The following is an 18,890-nucleotide window of genomic DNA, read 5'->3' on the forward strand; positions in this document are numbered from 1 at the left end:
GAAATCCTACCCCCCTGCTAAGGCGGGATCTTTTGGGACGGTCGTCAGGCGCGGCGAACCATCGGAAGAGCGCAGGATAAGTTCGGGCGACCAAACCTCCTGAAGCTCTCTCACCGGCACGCCTTCCAGTTGCGCCAGCAGCATCTCGGACATTCTTTTTCCAGCGTGCAGCGTTTCAGCAGAAAAGGTCGTCAACGCGGGGGAGAGAAGGGTGCCGAAAGGATGATCATCTCCCCCTATCACCGCAATGTCGCGACCAGGGACCAAGCCGCGCTCAGTGATCGCTCGGTAGATGCCGATGGCCACAAGATCGTGCCCGCTGATTATTGCAGTCGGTGGGTCATCTGTTTCGAGCATCTGTCTTGCCGCAGCGAGCCCACCTTCCTCCGTAATATTCGCTTCGACGTATAGCTTCGCGTCAAATGGTATGCCGGCCGCGCGAAGGGCGGCTTCGTATCCTAGTCGTTGGTGGCAACTGAACATTAACGTGTCTGGCGCGTTCACAAGGCCGATTCTTCTATGTCCAAGTGTCACGCATCGTGCGCAACCTTCACGCGAAACGACGGTGTGATCAATGTCCAGATAGGCAAATTCGCCTGGCGTTTCACTGCGTCCGAAAGCAACGAATGGCACTTTGCGTTCCAGCAAATAGGCAATCCGATCATCGTATCGACGCGTGCGGCCGAAGAGCACACCATCGACCTTTTGTACTTCAACAAGGCGCTTGAGCACTTGCATTTCGTGTTCAGCGCTTCGCGCTGAAGAGACGACCAGTTGATAGCGCGAATGCTCGAGCTTTTCGTCAATCCCCATCAGCATATTCAAAAAGAAAGGATGGGCGAAATGTGCCTGAGGCGCCGACAACACAAACGCGATGAGATCGGATGTTTGTGTGCGCAGTCTTCTCGCCGCAGCGTCCGCCGTGAAACCAAACTGCGCGGCGGCCTCAAGCACTCGTTGTCGAGTATTTGGGTTGACATCCGGCCTGCCATTGATGGCTTTCGATACGGTACTGACAGAGAGTTTTAAGTGCGACGCTAATTCTTGAATGTTCATTCCAGCTTTCCTTGGATACGGAACAACGGACGCGTCGAAATCGATTTCTCTATTCTACGGAATCCGGAGATGCGCAGCATCTGAAGATTCGAGCGAGTTTCAAAATCGATTTCGATCTTCTGGCAGAACCGATAGGCGGTCCTGCATTGATCCTTTTTATCGGTGTTTACCCGCGTCGCCTTGCGTTGTGGGATTTGAACGCAGCGAACACCACGCACTGGAAAGCCTTGTGCCGCCTGTCTCTCGAGGATGCTGCGCCGCGCAGTGGCCACAAATTGTGATCGAAAACGATTTCGAGATATTTTTGGCGAACCTTGAGCTTTGCGATCTACGTTGGTATCTTTGATCGAAATCGTTTTCGAAACTACGTAGTGAGGACAGCATGAACAGTGAAGAGATTGAATTGCTTCGGGCGACGACGCGCCGGTTTGTACGCTCACGTCTGGTTCCGCTGGAGGAGCAAATCGAGGCGGCAGACGACGTGAATGAAGAGTTGCTCGCTCAGTTGCGCTCTGAAGTAGCGGCACTGGGATTGTATGGTTTCAACTTGCCCGAGTCGATTGGAGGTCCGGGTCTCAGTGCCGCCGCCAAGTTGGCAATTTTGGAAGAAATGACATATACGTCCGTCCCATTGAGCGAAGTGTTCGGTCACCTTCCGCTTTCCCTCGGGAGGTGTAACGCCGAGCAGCGCGACCGGCTTCTCCCTGGTTTCCTGTCAGGGAAAAAAATTCTTACCTATGCTTTGACCGAACCCGACGCGGGTTCGGATCTGAACAATCTGCGTACGCGTGCAGAAAAAACCGATGGCGGATGGTTGCTCAATGGTAGCAAGCATTTTATTTCGCATGCCGAAACGTCAAACTACATCATCGTACTTGCAGTGACGGATACCCAGGCATCCCTCAAGCGGAAGCTGACGACGTTTATTGTCGAACGCAGCAACCCGGGCATCGTCGGCATGACCCGATATAAAAAGATGGGCTGGCGCGGTTACCACCTCAACGGTTTCTCGTTGGAAAACTGTTTTGTCCCGGATGCGGATGTCCTCGGTGAGCCGGGTGACGGCTTCATGAGCATGATGGAATCGATCAATCACGACAGAATCCTTTCCGCCTGCCGGTCAACGAGCCTCGCCGGGCGCGCACACGCGATGTCTTGCGACTACGCGAAGGAGCGCTCTGCTTTCGGCACTCAGCTCGCGAATCATCAAGCGATCCAATTCATGATCGCAGACAACGATGTCGAGATCGAAGCAGCACGACTCCTGATTCGACGCGCGGCCGAACTTGTTGAGGCCGATGTTCCTGAGGCGCGCATTGCTACCGCGCGAGCAAAGTTGTACGCGAGTGAAATGGGTTGCAGGGTCGCGGACCGAGCCCTGCAGATATTTGGCGGCATGGGTTACATGTGCGAACTTCCGATCGAGCGTTTTTATCGTGACGCAAGGGCCTTCCGTATTGGAGAGGGAACCTCGGAAATGCAGCGCCTGCAAATTGCGCGAAACGCGCTGTCCGCCTAAGCATGAATCGAAAGGTCGTTATGTTGAAAAATTCTCCTTGTTCGAATACGCCGACTCTGACGCGAGCTCCGGCTTCACCGTCTCAGCGCGACGGGAGCTCCGATACAGTTGCCTCGATCAGGGCGTTTAGAGATCTATTGGCGCATGATCCCGCGCTCCCGGTTTGCTACTTTGGAGATCTGACCTTTAGCCGCGCTGAACTTGATGCTGCGGCGTCTGATGCAGCAAGCGAGCTTCTCTCACTGGGCTTCACAGCGGGCGATGTGCTCGCTATGTGGCTCCCGGATAGTCCGGCGTGGTTGCAGCTACTTTTCGCAGCCGCGGCGATTGGTGTGATCGTGGTGCCAGTCAGCACTCGATACAAACTTGCAGAAGCGAACTACGTAGTCGACCAAAGCCGCGCGAAAGGATTAGTCGTTGCGACTCAATTTCTCGACTATGACTATCAAGATGCGGCGACCGCCCTCAAGTCGGACAATCCGGCTCTCGAGCACATTCTCAGCGTCGATATCAACGCTGGTTTCATACGTAATGGGGCGGCGAAAACCGAGCGCGTATTGGCGGCACCACTCCAACTCCCGCTGGTCACTTTCAGCACCTCGGGAACGACTGGTCATCCGAAACTCGCTCTGCACACCCAGGAGGGCGTCGCAAAACATGCTCTGAACGTCTCGCGTGAGCTGGATGTTCGCGGCGGCGATGTGATGCTTTGCGCATTACCGTTGTACGGTGTGTTGGGTTTCGTTCAAGCAATTGCTGCAATCGCAGCGGGCGCGGCGTGCGTCTTGATGCCTGTATTTAAAGGCGAGGACGCCGCGCAGGCGATCGAGCGGCACGCTGTGACTCACAGCTTCGGCTCAGATGGACTCTTCGACCGGATCCTTGATACGAACGAATACTCGCTAGCTTCCTGGAGGCGTGGTGGTTTCACCGAATTTGCGGGCCTCGGCCCTGCGATTTGCCAAAAGGCAGAACAGGACTTGAACCTGTCGCTCACCGGTTTGTATGGCATGTCGGAGTGTCTTGCAATTACGGCTACTCGTTACCCCGATGAGGATCCGCGAGTCCGCTCGCTAGGCGGTGGTTCACCAGTGTCACCCGAGATTCGACTGAGGATTTTGGACGCCGATAACGGCCTCGAAGTCGCCGAAGGACACAAGGGTGAACTGCAAATTCTTGGCTACAACGTAATGACAGGATATTTGTACAACGAGGCTGCAACTGCGAGCGCGTTCACCCCGGACGGTTGGTTCAAGACGGGAGACCTCGTGCAGCGTACTGCGGACGGCTTCATCTACCTGGCGCGCCTCAATGATGGCCTGCGCCTCAGTGGATATCTCGTTGATCCGTCGGAGATCGAGGAGTTCCTGACTCAGCACGAGGGTGTGATTGGCGCGCAGGTGGTTGCTGTGAAGAGGCCTGGCGTGGGCGACGTTGCGGTTGCTTTCGTTCGAGCAGTGGATGCAGAACTGTCTGAGGCCGACCTGATCGCTTACTGCCGAGCCGGCATCGCGAACTACAAGGTACCGAAACGAATTGTCTTTGTAGATGCGTTTCCGGAGAAACCTGGCCCCAACGGCGTGAAGATTCTGAAGACGAAGTTGCGCGAAATGGCAGCGGCTGAGCTATCCGTTTGATTGAAATGCGGCACAAAGAGGGAGTCGAAACAATGAAAGACAGTCAAGTAAAGTCCGATATCGCGTGGGCCAACCCTTCCAAGGTGGTAATTCACGGGTTCGATCTGTGTAACGACATTGTGGGCAAGATCGATTTTGGACAGATGACCTTCTTGCAACTGTTCGCTCGACTACCTGAAGCGCGCGAGCTGCGGATGTTCAATGCAATGATGGTCATTCTCGTTGAGCACGGGATCACGCCTTCGTCCTTGGCCACGCGTTTTACGTATTGCGGTGCGCCGGAGGCGGTTCAGGCAGCGGTCGCCGCTGGGCTGCTGGGTCTCGGATCCGTGTTCGTTGGCTCGCTCGACAACGCAGCCAAATTATTGCAGGAAACAATCCCCGCGAATACGACGCTGCCCGATCCACATGCGAAGGCGGCAGAGATCGTCACTAGCTACCGTTCCCGCAAGGAAATCATCCCTGGTATTGGACACCCGTTTCACAAACCGATCGACCCGCGAAGCGTTGCGCTGTTCGAAGTCGCGAAGGAAACCGGTTACTACGGGCCCTACGTTCAGTTGATGGACGCTATTGCCAAGGAGGCCACACTCCAGGCGGGCCGTCCTCTTCCCTTGAACGTCACCGGCGCGATGGCTGCTGTAGCTTCGGAGATGGGCATCACGTGGAAGATCTGTCGCGGTTTGGCCGTCGCTGCGCGAGCCGTTGGGCTAGTGGGGCATGTATTGGAGGAGATGCGCCAACCCATGGCCGAGACACTCTACCTGCGGACGGAACATGAGGCAACGAAACACATGCACAAGGAGTGAACGTAACGTCAACCGAAGGCTCGCGGACGTTGGCACGTTCTGACTCACTGAGTCGAACGCACCCGCTTAAGAGGTGGGAGTGCGATTTCTGGACGCAAGCGAAGCTTCGGAACGCCGACACTGATCAATTTCGTCACGTCAATAATGCGGCGATCTCGACTCTGCTCGAAGTGGCCCGGATGGAGATTTTGGACCGCGATTCGTTGAAAGGGCCGATGATCGGCAGGAACGTAGTTGTAGCTCATCTATCGATCGACTTTCTCAAGGAGCTTCACTTTCCAGGGACTATCGACATAGGGTCCACAACCCTTAAGGTTGGGAGTACTTCGTTCCGGCTGGCGCAGGGCCTATTCATCGGATCTGAATGTTTGGTGTTCGCACTGGCGACCTGCGTTCTTCTTGATACGGAGCGGGCTGAGCCAGCTCCAATTCCAGAGCCGATTCGAACCTACTTGCTTGCGGGCTTGCCGGGCGCGAGAGACGAGTCGGCCAGTGCCGGATTTTGGAGATAAAGGTATGCCCACGAATTTTTCGAAAGTGTTGTTCGAGATGCGCGGCGATGTTGCCGTCATCACACTTAACGACCCGGATCGCCGTAATGCTCTGTCACGGCAGATCGTAAGCGAAGTCTTCAAGGCTTTGGAACTCAGTACCGCAACTGCGGCACGCGCGATTGTGATCGCCTCGAACGGGCCGACGTTTTGTGCGGGAGCGAACATCGACGACCTGAAAGACGGATGGATGGAGCGCACTGACCCTCTGACTGACCCCGCGTTGCTGTTTAAGCGCCTGGTCGAAGAGCCGCGTATTGTCGTCGCGGCCGTTCAGGGAGGGGCGTTGGGGGGTGGGTTCGAACTTTCCCTGTCATGTGACCTCGTGGTCGCTGCGGAGGCCGCCTGGTTCGCTTTACCGGAAGTCTCTCGGGGGGTGATCCCCAATACTGGCCTGGCACTCCTTCAGCGAATGGTGGGTTCCAGGGTTGCACTTGAACTGATTTTGACCGGTCGAAAACTCAGTAGCGACGAAGGCGTTTCCAGAGGTTTGGTCAACGCGGTTGTCCCGCGCGAGTCAGTCATGGAAAAAGCGGTTTCGTGGGCCCATGAAATTGTCTCAAAGGCGCCTCCGGGCGCTATTTCGGCCGCGAAGAGGCACCTGCATGCGCACGCTGAGTATGACTGGGCACGGGTGCAACGGTCGGTTACCGACGTCCCGCGTGCCGAATGGCAGGAAGGTCTCGACGCTTTCACCCAAAAGCGCGATACGAATTTTGAGCCGTTTTGGCACGCAGCGGCGCCGACCTGACAAACACAGGCTCGTCGAAGCCGCGGGCCAAGTGGATGGCCAAGAAACCACGGGTGAAACCTGAGCGTTACGACCCATGTTAGAGGAGTAGTACATGATTATCGATTTGCACGCACACGCGCTCAATGAACGTTTCATCGTCGATCTGGCGAAGTCCCCGGTTGCAGGACTTCGGTCCGAGCGTGACAGTGAAGGTCTCTATATCATCCGGCGCGCGGGCGACGATCGGAAGAGTACGTTGGATCCGCATCTCTTTGATATGGAACATCGGCTCGAAAGCCTCAAACGTCGTGACGTAGGGCTCCAACTTTTTGGACCACCACCGTTTATGTTGGCGTGGCCTGGCGGTGCCTCCGGAGTTGAACTGGTTCGAGCTCTCAACAAGGCCGCGCTGGAAACCGCAACTGAGTCAGAAGGGCGAATGGAGCCGCTGGCATCTTTGGCCTTGGGTGAACCTGAGCGAGCGGTCGCTGAGCTCGAGTACGCCGTGCACGAACAGGGATTCCGCGGCGTCATCATGCCGAGTACCGCGGGCGGAAAGCCGCTCGACGGCCCTGAGTTCGCGGGACTTTTCGCTGCAATCGAACGACTCGGTCTGATTGTCTTCATGCATCCGACCTCTGCGGCACTCTCGGATCGTTTCGGCATGTATGGCGTCCACGTTCTCGTCGGCTGGCCGTTCGAGACCACGCTGGCAATCACACGCATGATTTTCAATGGTGTGCTTGAACGTTATCCTGCACTCAAGCTGGTTCTGGCGCACGGTGGTGGCAACCTGGTCTTTCTTCGCGGGCGACTGGACTCTGCCTACGAAGCGACTGGCTGGGAGGCTGACCCATATTTCCGGCAACATATTTCGCAGAAACCGAGCGCATATCTCGACAGACTCTACTACGACACCTGTGCCTTGAGCGAAGACAGCAATCGATTCGTCATTCAGACCATGGGTTCGGATCGCGTCGTCTTCGGTAGCGATTACCCGTTCGATATTGGCGATCCAGAGGGCAAGCGCTCGGTGCCGGTCATCGATCGTTTGCCGCACGGCGACCGCGCACGTATCTGCCATCTGAATGCGGAGAGGCTGCTGACGGACGCCGGACGACCGCGGTAACCGGGTCCAGGTTTCACACGAATTCGGGTAAAGAATATTTACTTCGTATACCTATTGAATGCAAAAAGTTTAACGGAACATATCGTTAAGAGATCAGTGCGGTAACCCTTTGCGGCGATGAAGTTCGAACAGACAGATTGATGTCTGGTCAGCATTTTTTGGGGGCACTCGAAAACGGGGGCGAGAGAAAAACTTCATCCCGGCGTTGTCCTCGACAGGATAAGAAACGGATAAGTGTTCTGCAGAACGAGGGTGCTGTTGGTTGAAGACGTGAGTACGAAAGCGAACTATCGAAGCGGTATCTAATGTGCCTTCCAAGGAGATATTCAAAATGCGAATGTTTGATTGGTACCGGGCCGCCTCCCCCGTGGAGCGGCGAACGTTCTGGGGGTGCTTTTGCGGTTGGACCCTGGATAGCTTTGACAACCAGATTTTGGCTTTCCTGTTGCCCACGCTGATGGCAACGTGGCATTTCTCCAAATCTGAGGCGGGCTTAATTGCGACTTCTTCATTGTTGGCCGCAGCGGTCGGAGGTTGGGTCTCGGGGATTTTGAGCGACCGCCACGGACGAGTGCGCGTTTTAACGTGGTCGATAATCTGGTTTACCGGGTTCAGTATTGTGGCCGGACTTACGAGCTCATATGGTCAGTTGCTGGTAGTGCGAGCTTTACAAGGTTTGGGATTCGGCGCTGAGTGGGCCGTTGGTGCTGCGTTAATGGCTGAGGTAATCAACCCCGCTCACCGCGGAAAGGCGCTCGGTCTGGTTCAGAGTGGGTTCTCTGTTGGCTGGGCGCTCGCCTCAGTTGTTACAGGAGTCCTTCTGGCGTTTCTCCCGACCTGGATCGCGTGGCGCTCGGCGTTCTGGATCGGTGTCATTCCTGCACTCATAGTGCTGTTGATCCGGCGGTATGTTCCCGAGCCGGAGTTGTTCAGGAAGCTGCAGGAGGAGACGAGCGGTGCAATTGTCGCGACATGGCGCTCAGCTTTGCGACTAGATGTCCGGCGCGCGAGCTTACTCGCCGCACTTTTGGTCACCGGCCTTCAGGCAAGCAGTTTTGCCATTGCAATCTGGTTGCCCACAATGCTGATTCAAGTTCGTCATTTGCCTGTGTCAGTCGTCGCTATGATGGCGCTGATGATGAGCGGTGGCTCGTTTATCGGTCAGGTGAGCTTCGCTTATCTTAACGACTATTTTGGTCGTCGACTAACGGCGATGACATATTGTCTCTTTGCGGCGTCCTTGACTGCGTGCTATCTGTTCATTCCGATGGACCCGTGGATGTTGGCAATGCTGGGGCTTCCTGTTGGCATGGCTGTGAACGGTGCATTTGCAGGTGTCGGACCCATGTTGTCCGAGTTGTTTCCAACTGCAATCCGGACCACCTGCATGGGGTTCTCATACAACGTCGGGAAGTCTCTCGGGGCTCTGAGCGTCGCAGTTGTCGGCGTTGTCGCCGAACACATAGGTTTAGCGGGTGCGATTGCTCTGTTCTGCTTCATTGGCTATTTCTGTGCGCTACTTGCCTTGACGTTCCTTCCGGAGACGCGAGGTCGCGATCTTGCGGATATTTCTGGCGCCGCAGAAGGTCTCGGCTTGGGCGATCGATCAGATTTGTTGAAACAAGTGAGCCATCCGCAGAGCTAGCGATTTTGACTGCGGGCAGTTGCTCTGCGCTGCGGCCAAAAGACACGGCACACGGTTCTACCATCACTTCGATCGGAACTTCCGATTGATGATTAGGATAGCGATTTATTTATCAGCTCGTTTTCTGTGAAGGAGAACATTTTGAAGATATTGGTGGCAGTCAAGCGTGTCGTCGACAGCAACGTGAAAGTGAGAGCGAAAAGCGACGGTAGCGGCCCTGATCTCGCGAACGTGAAAATGTCAATGAACCCATTCGACGAGATCGCTGTTGAGGAAGCAGTTCGCCTGAGAGAGGCCGGTGCAGCAGCGGAGGTGATCGTTGTCTCATGTGGTCCGTCTCAATGTCAAGAGACACTACGAACCGCGTTGGCAATGGGTGCCGATCGGGCGATTCTCGTGGAAACAGAGACCGAACTACAACCGCTCGCAGTGGCGAAACTTCTCAAGGCGGTGTTCGATCGCGAGGCTCCTCAGGTGACGATCTTAGGCAAGCAGGCGATTGACGATGACAGTAACCAGACCGGCCAGATGCTTGCAGCGCTGGCTGGGCTCCCGCAGGCAACCTTTGCTTCAAAGGTTGCGATTGCCGGCCGTCAACTTCAGGCGTCGCGTGAAGTTGACGGCGGACTGGAGACACTGTTGCTTGCCCTGCCGGCTGTGGTGACCGCCGACTTACGCCTCAATGAACCTCGTTACGTGACACTGCCCAACATCATGAAGGCGAAGAAGAAACCACTTGAGACGGTTACGCCGGATGTGCTCGACGTGGACGTAACGCCGCGACTAAGAATGCTGCGTGTCGCTGAACCCACGAAGCGCGCAGCGGGTATCAAGGTGCCCGATGTACGGGCGTTGCTGAAAAAATTGAAGAGCGAAACGAAGGTCATATAGGAAGGGCGGAAGAAATGGCAATCCTGGTAATTGGCGAGCATGACAACACGTCAGTCAAGCTGGCGACTTTGAGCACAATCGCGGCGGCTCAGATGATTGGAAGCGACATCGATCTGCTTATCGTGGGAGCTGACGTCCAACGAGTAGCCGAAGCGGCCTCGAAGATCATGGGAATTCGGCGGGTCCTGGTTGCCGACGCGCCTCATCTTGCGGATGCTCTGGCCGAGAACGTTGAAGCGACGGCTATGCAACTGGTGGGGGACTACACGCATGTTCTTGCGCCTGCCACTGCGTTCGGAAAGAGCGTCGCACCGCGCATCGCCGCCAGGCTGGATGTTGCGCAGATCAGCGATGTGACGGCAGTGGAGAGCCCGGACACCTTCCACCGGCCTATCTATGCGGGGAACCTGATCGCGACGGTGCGATCGACCGATCCGCACAAGGTCGCGACGGTTCGGGCAACCGCCTTCGAGCCGGTTGCGGCCATGGGTGGCGCTGGGACAATCGAGCACGTCAAGGCCGCTGCCGACCCCGGGATCTCGGTATTTGTGAGTCGGGAAGTCACAAAACTGGATAGGCCGGAATTGACTGCCGCCCGAATCATCGTTTCTGGAGGACGTGGTCTGGGTAGTGGCGAGAATTACGAGAAGATTCTACAGCCACTGGCGGACAAGCTAGGCGCCGCTCTAGGGGCTTCGCGTGCGGCCGTGGATGCCGGGTTTGTGCCAAACGATTACCAAGTTGGACAAACCGGAAAGATTGTTGCGCCCGAACTGTATCTGGCAATCGGCATCTCGGGTGCGATTCAACATCTAGCTGGCATGAAAGATAGCAAGGTGATCGTGGCGATCAATAAAGATCCGGAAGCAGCCATATTTGGGGTGGCTGACTATGGACTTGTGGGCGACCTTTTTGCCATCGTACCTGAGCTGACTGCATCGATCTGACGTTACGGGTTGCTCCTTAGCGTTGTAGAGACTTTCCGTTGAGCGAGTGATTCTGTTCGTGTCACGCAGCCCGTTCTGGAGCTAAGGTGATTTCATGCCAAAAATCGAAACATTGCTGTTGCTGAATAAAGACCAAGTCGAAGTCTTGCTCTCACCTGAGGGTGTGATTTTAGCGGTGCGCGAAGCGTTCCTTTTGCACTATGAACAGAAAGGGCGCCTTTTCCCGGTGGTTCGCGAGCGGCTTGGTACGGAGGACATTTTTGGCGTCAAGTCTGGAGACGTGGAAGAACTCGATCTACTGGGGTTCAAGGCGGCAGGGTTCTGGCCGAACAACCGAAATATAGGTAGCGAGCCTCATCAGGCAACAATCATGTTGATCGATCCACATACCGGGCGACCGAAATGTGTGATCGATGGAAACGCGGTTACCACCATGCGTACCGGTGCGGCGGGTGCTCTTGGCCTTCAGGCGCTGGCGCGACCTGACAGCGCCACCATGTGCGTTTTCGGTACTGGGGTGCAAGGACAAATTCAAACGCGCTTCGCTCTAGATGTTCTACCGTCACTTCGAATGTGAAATACGTGACGTCATCAGGAACCCGTGATCCAGCGTTCGAGTCACTATTTGCGTCCCGATGCGATATTCGACTCGCGACCAACGCAAACAGGGCTGTCGCCGACAGCGATGTTGTTATCACAGCTACGCCTGGAAGGACGGTGTTGTTCGATGCTGACGTTGTTCGCGCCGGGACCCACATCAGTTGTGTCGGCGCAGACACGCGCGGTAAACGCGAATTGCCGGCTGGGCTTCTCGAGCGAGCGAACGTTTATGTAGACGATGCGACTCAGAGCGTAGAGATCGGTGAAGTTCAATGGGCACCAACAGTAGCGCGCACAGAGTTCGGTGACGTAGTTACGAATGGACTACACGCACCGAGGGCACATGACGAGATCACAATATTCGATTTGACAGGCCTCGCGCTGCAAGATTTGACCGTCGCGCGAATGCTATGTCGTGCCGCTCGCGAAGCAGGCATCGGAACGATGGTTGGATGGCCCTGGTAGGTGCGTCTAGCAGAGGAGCAGTGTTCCTTGATGATTGTCCAGATCAATGCACGTCGCAATCCCCCTTGGCAAAGACGCAGCGCTTCGGTCGTCGATGTCTTTTTGACAGGTTCTTGACCCCGGTCGCCCTCCCCCGGCCGCAGCCAAGGAAATCAAAGACCTGATCGAAGCCTCCGTCAACGAGATGCGCACGGGTTCGAACGACGCTGAGGAAGTCGGCCGCACCACCGCCGAAATGCGGCAGGCCATCAAGCAGGTCGCCGACATCATCGGTGAGATCGCCGCGGCGTCGGAGGAACAGGGGCGCGGCATCGAGCAGGTGAATCGGGCGGTCGGGCAGATCGACGAGGTGACTCAGCAGAATGCCGCGCTCGTCGAGCAGGCGGCTGCTGCTGCGCAGTTGCTCGAAGAGCAGGCGATGAAACTGAATCACACGGTGTCTCTGCTCAAGGTCGAGATGGAACAGGCAACAAGCAGTGCGTCGACTTCCACGGGTCAGTTCGGTAGCGCGGCACCAAGCGCGATATGAAAGCGACCGGTTCCGGTCGCACCCTGTGTGCGCAAGGTTAAGACTTAAGTGACCAAAGTTCAAAGTTAAGTGAATCTCGACTTCTGCTTTCAGTCGTTTACAGCGATCAATTAAACTGATTTTTCACATAGTGAAGGACAAAATAATTTCGTAAGCGGCGTTTTTTACCGTGTCGTTTACGTCACCCGTCCTTATTTTCGACTGGCAAAAGATAGGTGAAAACCCTTATAATTTCCAAAGTCAAGATTCAAGGAACTTTGGAAATGCCCCGCCGCTTCATGATCGTCGAGCGCATCGCTTTCGCGCTGCTGACCTTGTCCGCTCTCGCGGACGCCACCTTTATCAGCTACGAAAAGAGCCCAAATTTCAGAGATAACATCCATGAAATCGTACGCGTAAGCAAAGAGGTTTCGCTCATGTATCCGGCGGTCGGTAACGATCCGTGGATGCCGCTGGCGTCGAGCTGACAGTTAAAACGAGCGCGCTAAAGCCAAGTCTAAAGCGTGCCTATCTTGCCACCGAGTTGCCGCCGAGCGTCTCTTGCACGAAATCAAGAAAGACCCGCACTCTCGGCGACAAATGCCGGCGATTCGCAAACACCGCATATAACTCGATTTCATCGCAGTGATAAGGCGCGAGGCATTCAATCAGCCTGCCCGCCAGCAAATCATCTTCTATGTCCCACAGGGCCTTCAACGCAAGGCCGCGGCCCTTCAGCGCCCAGTCGTGGAGCACCTCGCCGCTCGCGGTCGATAGCGTGCCGCGTACCTGAACCTCGCGGTGCCGGCCGTCTTCCATGAATAGCCATCGATCGAAAACACGCTGCCCGCGCACGAGCCGCAGGCAATCGTGCACGGCGAGATCGGCGAGCGTTTGCGGCGTGCCATGCCGTGCCAGATAACCCGGCGCCGCGCACACAATGCGCCGGCTCGACAGCAGTTTCTTCGCGATGACGCCGGTATCTGTCGGCAAGCCGATGCGCAGCGCCACATCGAGATTGTCATCGATTACATCCAGCCCGATATCGGAGAGCACGAGCCGCACCTCGACCTCCGGGTAACGGTCCAAGAACACTTCGATCAGCGGCGCGATCTGCTTGCGGCCAATCTCCGACGGTGCACCGATACACAACAAACCCTGCGGCACACGCGCCTGAGCGCTGATTTCAGCTTCGGCGTCGTCGACCGCTTGCAGGATCGCGACCGCGCGCTCATGGAACCGCGCGCCCTCCACGGTCAGGTCGAACCGCCGCGATGTCCGCGTAACGAGGCGTACGCCCAGGCGTTTCTCCAGCGCGGCGAGCCGCCGGCTCATCGCAGCGGTCGAGCCATCGGTCCGGCGCGCTGCCGCCGACAGGCTGCCGGCATCCACCATCTGCGCAAACAGGCGCAGGTCGTTGATCTCGTCGGGCATCGATTCAATCCATCTTTCCACTTGACGCAACGATTCTATGCGGACAAGCGCCTTTTCGCCACGGGCCGGCGCGGCAATAATGCGGACATTGCAACGGAGGAACCATAATGAAAGCACTGCGCTTTACGGAACACGGTGACCCGGGCGTTCTGGCCATCGACGATCTGCCCAAGCTGAGGCCATCCGCAGACGAAGCCGTCGTGCAGGTCTTCGCGGCATCGATCAATCCGAGCGACGTAAAGAACGTGGAAGGGCGCATGAGCCAGACGACGCTGCCGCGCACGCCGGGCCGCGATTACGCGGGCGTGGTGATCCAAGGTCCCGCAGCCTGGCTTGGGGCTGAAGTGTGGGGTTCGGGCGGCGACGTCGGTTTCACGCGCGACGGCACGCACGCGGAACAGGTGGTTGTGCCCGTTTCAAGCCTGCGCCGCAAGCCGGTAAATCTGACGTTTGAAGAAGCATCGGCGATCGGCGTGAATTTCATCGCGGCGTGGTGCGGCATGGTGGAAGCGGCGCAGGTGCAGGCCGGCGAGACCATCGTGATCATCGGGCTCGGCGGTGTGGGCGGGGCGGCGGCGCAGATCGCGAAACGTATCGGCGCGAAGGTGGTGGGTGTGGCGCGCGGAGTGGCCGCGACGAGTCCGTACGTCGACGCCATGGTGGACTCGCAAGGTTCCGATGCCGTCGAACGTATCCGCGCAGCGACGAACGGCGGCGCGCCTGTCGTATTCGATACCGTTGGCGGATCGATGTTCGAAACAGCCGTCCATATGTTGAAAGTGGGCGGACGGCTGGTGGAGATATCCGCCACGGACCGCCGCGAAGTGACTTTCAATCTCGCGGATTTCTATCACAACGAGAGCCGCCTGATTGGCGTCGATACATTGAAGCGCGATCTGGTGGCATCGGCGGAAATGCTCGAAGCACTGCGTCCCGGCTTCGAAGACGGCAGCTACAAAGCGCCGCGGATCGCGCAAACCTTCTCGCTCGAGGAAGCGCAAGCCGCCTACCGGGCGGTGGCGGCGGGCACGCATGGCCGTGTGGTATTCACTCTGCAAACGAAGCGGACCTGATATGACGACGCACTGGCGACTCGCGCCGCAATCCATCCTCTTCGCCGTTTTTCTTGGCGCGCTGGCTGCATTGCCGCCCATTTCTATCGACATGGCGTTGCCCGCGCTCGCCGACATTGCACGCTCATTGCACGCGAGCGCAAGTCAGGCCGGGCTTACTTTGAGCCTTTTCATGGCGGGTTTTGCGGTCGGGCCGATCGTGTATGGCCCTCTCTCTGACGCTCGCGGCCGCAAGCCCACGCTGCTGCTCGGCCTTGCGTTGTTCACCGTGGGCGGGATCGTTTCAGCGCTCGCGCCCGGCATTGGCGTGTTGCTTGGCGCCCGACTCGTACAGGGTATTGGGGCGGGCGCGGGGATGACGGTCGCATTGGCCGTCGTGCGCGATCTGTTCGAAGGCAACGCGATGCAGCACCGGCTCGCGGCCATCACAGTGGTCGCGAATGTTGCGCCGATCGTGGCGCCGTCGATTGGCGTGGGTTTGCTGGCGGCGATCGAATGGCGCGGAATCTACGGCGTCATGGCGGTTTGCGGACTGCTGGCCGCGCTCGTTACCTGGGCTGGCCTCACGGAGTCCGCGCCACAGCGCAGCGCAGGTGTCGCCGTTTCTGGACTGCGCGATGGATATCGGCGCGTGCTGACGCATCGCGCGGTGATTGGGCACATCCTTATCAACGGCTTCGGATTCGGCTGGATGTTCGCGTATGTCGCGGGCTCGCCGCTCGTGTTGCTGCATATCCTGCACGTCAGGCCGATCGTCTATGCCGCTATGTTTGCAATGACTGGCGCGGGCATTGTTGCGGGTGCAACGGTGAACGGGTTTATCGGTGCGCGTGGTTTTGAGTCGCGGGGTATTCTTGCAACGGCTATCTGCGTGACGCTGGCTGCGAGCTTCGGATTGATCACGCTGAGCGTAATGCATTGGGTGTCGTTGCTCACGGTCATGCCCTTGCTGGTGGCAAGTACTTTTTGCTTTGGACTGGCCGCGCCCAGCGCCGCGCACGGCGCGCTCGATCCCATTCCTGAAGTGGCGGGCGTGGCGGGCGGCTTGTTGACTTCCATACAGATGCTGTGCGGCGCGGCGTCCAGCTCGGTCGTTGCGCTGCTGTTTCCCGCACTCGGGATCTTCGCTATGAGCGGCGTGATGACCGCTTGCGCATTGCTTGCGGGAATGGTCTGGATCTGGCTCGGGCGGCGGGAAGGAATAGAGACGCCCTCAGCGGTCGCCGATGTGAACCCGGCCTCGTCGGTCTACAAGGCCATAACACGCTGCTTCGATTAGCGGTCGAATGAAATCGTTAAACAGTGTTATGTACTCGTGCTGAATTTCATGCAGATGCGAAAACAGGGGCACAGGCTAACGTTTTCACGGTTAATCGAAGGAATCCTGCTCGCGGTGATTTAGCGGATGTCGTCAGTTTTTCTTTCGATCCGTGTCAACACACTCCGCGATGAGACGTTAAACGAGTACACGCGACGTCGTCGCCGCGTAGTCGTTAATCAACCATCAAGGGTCTTATCGCCATGAAAAAGCAACTCGTTGCCGCGACGCTCGTCGCTTTGTTCTCTGCTGGCGCTTTTGCACAGGCTTCGGCACCGGCTCCTACGCCTGCTCCCGCCATGGCTCCGGCCGCGACGGCTGCTGCCGCAACGCCGGCTAGCGCTGCGCACAAGGCTAAGAAGCACCATAAGAAGCATCACAAGCATGCAGCAGCTACGACGATCCCGTCGTCGGCAGCCAAGCCTTAATAGGGCTTAAGCAGCAAGTTTCCTTAAGCCTTTCTTAAGCTTAAGCGATGCTAGAGGAGCCCCGATTCGTCGGGGCTTTTTTTCGTCCGTACAAGCAACTGAGCCTGGTGCGAGCGGATCTACGTTGAGCACTATGGCTCCCAGCGGCATCCTGGCCCACTAGCGCGAGCAGACCAACCTCGGCGCGAGTGACCACCCCCTCGTGTATCATCCACACCACGCAGCTTTTCGGGCCGCCGCTCCGCCCGAACGCTCAACCCTACAGCTCTTTCCAGTACCGATGTCACTCTCCGAACTTAAACGGCGCCGCACCTTCGCGGTCATTTCCCACCCTGACGCGGGCAAGACCACGCTGACTGAAAAACTGCTGCTGTTCTCGGGCGCAATCCAGATCGCGGGTACCGTGAAGGGCCGCAAAAGCAGCCGTTACGCGACATCGGACTGGATGGAAATCGAAAAGCAGCGTGGCATTTCGGTCGCGAGTTCGGTCATGCAGTTCGAATACGGCGATTGCGTCATCAACCTGCTCGATACGCCGGGACACGAAGACTTCTCCGAAGATACGTATCGCGTGCTGACGGCCGTCGATGCTGCCGTGATGGTGATCGATGGTGCAAACGGCGTGGAAGCGCAGACGCTCAAGCTGCTCGAAGTCTGCCGCAGCCGCCGCACGCCGATCCTCACGTTCATCAACAAGCTCGACCGCGAAGTACGCCAGCCGCTCGAACTGCTCGATGAAATTGAACAGCATCTGGGCGTGGCGGCTGTGCCGTTCACGTGGCCGATAGGCATGGGCAAGGAATTCCAGGGCGTCTACGATATCGCGCACGATCAGGTGCGTGTCTTCCGTGCTGGACAGGACACGGCTGGCGGTGCGGTTGAAACGGTGCGTGCTTTGGACGACGCCGACGGCGAGCGCCGGTTCGGCCCGAGCTGGGCGCGTGCGAAAGAAGAAATCGACTTGATCACGGGCGCTACGCCTGCGTTCGATCGCGCTGCGTTTCTCGCGGGCGAACAGTCGCCGGTATTGTTTGGATCGGCGATCAACAACTTCGGTGTGAAGGAAATTCTTGACGCGCTAGTCGACCTCGCGCCGTCGCCGTCCATGCGTATGTCGGTACAACGTCCGGTGTTGCCGGAAGAGCCCCGCTTCACTGGCGTGGTCTTCAAGGTGCAGGCGAACATGGATCTTGCGCACCGTGATCGCGTGGCGTTCATTCGGGTGTGCTCGGGACATTTTGAGCGCGGCATGGCGCTTAAGGTGACACGTACGGCCAAGACGTTCCGTGCGAATAACGTGGTGACGTTCTTGTCGCAACGTCGCGAGACCGTCAGCGAAGCGTACCCTGGCGATATCATCGGCATTCCGAATCACGGCACGTTAAGTCTTGGCGATACGCTGACCGAAGGGGAATTGCTGCAGTTCGTCGGCTTGCCGTTCTTTGCGCCTGAAATTTTCCAGACGGTGGAAGTGGTCGATCCGATTCGTGCCAAGCAGCTTGGTGAAGCGTTGCGTCAACTAGGCGATGAAGGCGCGATCCAGGTCTTCCGTCCCGTGCTTGGCGGGTCGACTATTCTTGGCGCGGTCGGGCAACTTCAGTTTGAAGTGGTGTCGCACCGGTTATCGGCGGAATACAAGGTGGATGTGCGGATCATGCCGGCGCGCTATCGCATGTCGCGGTGGGTTACTTGCGATGACGCTGCAGAATTGCGCCGCTTTACCGATGCGTATTCGGCTCGCATTGCACTTGACGCGTCGAATGCGCCGACGTATCTCGCCTCGCACGTTTCTGAAATTGATGTGGCGAAGAAGGCTTGGCCGAAGATCGTTTTTAATGAATTGCGCGAGCATTCTGGAGCGCCGTTTCAGAAGTCAATATAGAAAGGGGGGGGGCTCGCGCCGGTGGACGGGGTTTGGGGTTCTGGCGCGACCAGTGATTGAACCTGCCGGAGGTTCACCCCGCGCTATCCGCGTACAACCCACCTCAAAAGATGACCTCGCAGTCCACCTAGCCAACCCACCATGAAATGAGGCAACCAGCACACGTCAGGCCGTCATGGTCTGGGGGCCATCGTGCTTGCCCGAGAGCGGTGGGGGCGAAGCGTGTTCGTGTCAGGATTCGCGAGAAGGAGGGGTTCACACATCC

General features: G+C 57.4%; 17 protein-coding genes and 2 pseudogenes. 16 read left to right on the forward strand and 3 right to left on the reverse strand.

Annotation, left to right across the window (positions count from 1 at the left end):
• Positions 1-6 precede the first annotated feature (6 nt).
• Both M0D69_RS33380 and M0D69_RS33385 read right to left on the reverse strand, forming a co-directional pair.
• Positions 7-1,056 (reverse strand): LacI family DNA-binding transcriptional regulator, encoded by a 1,050-nt coding sequence (locus M0D69_RS33380; protein ID WP_301786106.1) that lies wholly within the window; start codon positions 1,054-1,056, stop codon positions 7-9.
• The gene (locus M0D69_RS33385; RefSeq protein WP_301786107.1) at positions 1,053-1,328 is read right to left on the reverse strand and encodes a hypothetical protein; all 276 of its coding nucleotides are present in this window, start codon (positions 1,326-1,328) and stop codon (positions 1,053-1,055) included. Before M0D69_RS33385 ends, M0D69_RS33380 begins: the two co-directional genes overlap by 4 nt.
• Positions 1,329-1,438: 110 nt before the next feature.
• Here M0D69_RS33385 and M0D69_RS33390 point away from each other — a divergent pair, with 110 nt between their 5' ends.
• From M0D69_RS33390 to M0D69_RS33440, 12 genes and pseudogenes are all read left to right on the forward strand, one after another.
• A complete protein-coding gene (locus tag M0D69_RS33390) occupies positions 1,439-2,575 on the forward strand; it encodes an acyl-CoA dehydrogenase family protein (RefSeq protein ID WP_301786108.1) in 1,137 nt (378 codons plus the stop codon).
• A 137-nt stretch (positions 2,576-2,712) separates the two neighbouring features.
• Complete coding sequence (locus M0D69_RS33395; protein ID WP_301786109.1) at positions 2,713-4,212, forward strand: AMP-binding protein; 1,500 nt, start codon at positions 2,713-2,715, stop codon at positions 4,210-4,212.
• A gap of 5 nt (positions 4,213-4,217) precedes the next feature.
• The gene (locus M0D69_RS33400) at positions 4,218-5,021 is read left to right on the forward strand and encodes a citryl-CoA lyase (protein ID WP_301786121.1); all 804 of its coding nucleotides are present in this window, start codon (positions 4,218-4,220) and stop codon (positions 5,019-5,021) included.
• The gene (locus M0D69_RS43910) at positions 5,018-5,533 is read left to right on the forward strand and encodes an acyl-CoA thioesterase (RefSeq protein WP_367619795.1); all 516 of its coding nucleotides are present in this window, start codon (positions 5,018-5,020) and stop codon (positions 5,531-5,533) included. The genes M0D69_RS33400 and M0D69_RS43910 overlap by 4 nt, the downstream gene beginning before the upstream one ends.
• Positions 5,534-5,537: 4 nt before the next feature.
• Entirely contained in the window at positions 5,538-6,323 is a 786-nt protein-coding gene (locus M0D69_RS33405) for an enoyl-CoA hydratase/isomerase family protein (RefSeq protein WP_301786110.1), read from the forward strand.
• Between the two features lie 94 nt (positions 6,324-6,417).
• Entirely contained in the window at positions 6,418-7,434 is a 1,017-nt protein-coding gene (locus M0D69_RS33410; protein ID WP_301786111.1) for an amidohydrolase family protein, read from the forward strand.
• Between the two features lie 307 nt (positions 7,435-7,741).
• Entirely contained in the window at positions 7,742-9,079 is a 1,338-nt protein-coding gene (locus M0D69_RS33415; protein ID WP_301786112.1) for an MFS transporter, read from the forward strand.
• 141 nt (positions 9,080-9,220) lie between these two features.
• Positions 9,221-9,970, forward strand: a complete 750-nt coding sequence (locus M0D69_RS33420) for an electron transfer flavoprotein subunit beta/FixA family protein (protein WP_301786113.1) — start codon at positions 9,221-9,223, stop codon at positions 9,968-9,970.
• A 14-nt stretch (positions 9,971-9,984) separates the two neighbouring features.
• Positions 9,985-10,917: an electron transfer flavoprotein subunit alpha/FixB family protein gene (locus tag M0D69_RS33425; protein ID WP_301786114.1), complete on the forward strand. Its 933-nt coding sequence runs from the start codon at positions 9,985-9,987 to the stop codon at positions 10,915-10,917.
• A gap of 94 nt (positions 10,918-11,011) precedes the next feature.
• Positions 11,012-11,880 (forward strand): annotated as a pseudogene (locus M0D69_RS33430) (ornithine cyclodeaminase family protein); the annotation flags it as partial.
• 238 nt (positions 11,881-12,118) lie between these two features.
• A pseudogene (locus tag M0D69_RS33435) lies at positions 12,119-12,511 on the forward strand (methyl-accepting chemotaxis protein); the annotation flags it as partial.
• Positions 12,512-12,774: 263 nt separating this feature from the next.
• Positions 12,775-12,978: a hypothetical protein gene (locus M0D69_RS33440; RefSeq protein WP_301786115.1), complete on the forward strand. Its 204-nt coding sequence runs from the start codon at positions 12,775-12,777 to the stop codon at positions 12,976-12,978.
• 40 nt (positions 12,979-13,018) lie between these two features.
• Here M0D69_RS33440 and M0D69_RS33445 read toward each other — a convergent pair whose 3' ends face one another.
• The gene (locus M0D69_RS33445) at positions 13,019-13,924 is read right to left on the reverse strand and encodes a LysR family transcriptional regulator (RefSeq protein ID WP_301786116.1); all 906 of its coding nucleotides are present in this window, start codon (positions 13,922-13,924) and stop codon (positions 13,019-13,021) included.
• A gap of 107 nt (positions 13,925-14,031) precedes the next feature.
• Between M0D69_RS33445 and M0D69_RS33450 the strand changes: the two genes are divergently transcribed.
• From M0D69_RS33450 to M0D69_RS33465, 4 genes are all read left to right on the forward strand, one after another.
• Positions 14,032-14,997 (forward strand): zinc-binding alcohol dehydrogenase family protein, encoded by a 966-nt coding sequence (locus tag M0D69_RS33450; protein ID WP_301786117.1) that lies wholly within the window; start codon positions 14,032-14,034, stop codon positions 14,995-14,997.
• 1 nt (position 14,998) lies between these two features.
• Positions 14,999-16,276 (forward strand): multidrug effflux MFS transporter, encoded by a 1,278-nt coding sequence (locus M0D69_RS33455; protein ID WP_301786118.1) that lies wholly within the window; start codon positions 14,999-15,001, stop codon positions 16,274-16,276.
• A 242-nt stretch (positions 16,277-16,518) separates the two neighbouring features.
• Positions 16,519-16,743: a hypothetical protein gene (locus M0D69_RS33460; protein ID WP_122178059.1), complete on the forward strand. Its 225-nt coding sequence runs from the start codon at positions 16,519-16,521 to the stop codon at positions 16,741-16,743.
• A gap of 280 nt (positions 16,744-17,023) precedes the next feature.
• Positions 17,024-18,625 (forward strand): peptide chain release factor 3, encoded by a 1,602-nt coding sequence (locus M0D69_RS33465; protein WP_301786119.1) that lies wholly within the window; start codon positions 17,024-17,026, stop codon positions 18,623-18,625.
• Positions 18,626-18,890: the final 265 nt, after the last annotated feature.

The sequence above is a fragment of the Caballeronia sp. SEWSISQ10-4 2 genome (assembly GCF_030464885.1).
GTDB lineage: Bacteria > Pseudomonadota > Gammaproteobacteria > Burkholderiales > Burkholderiaceae > Caballeronia.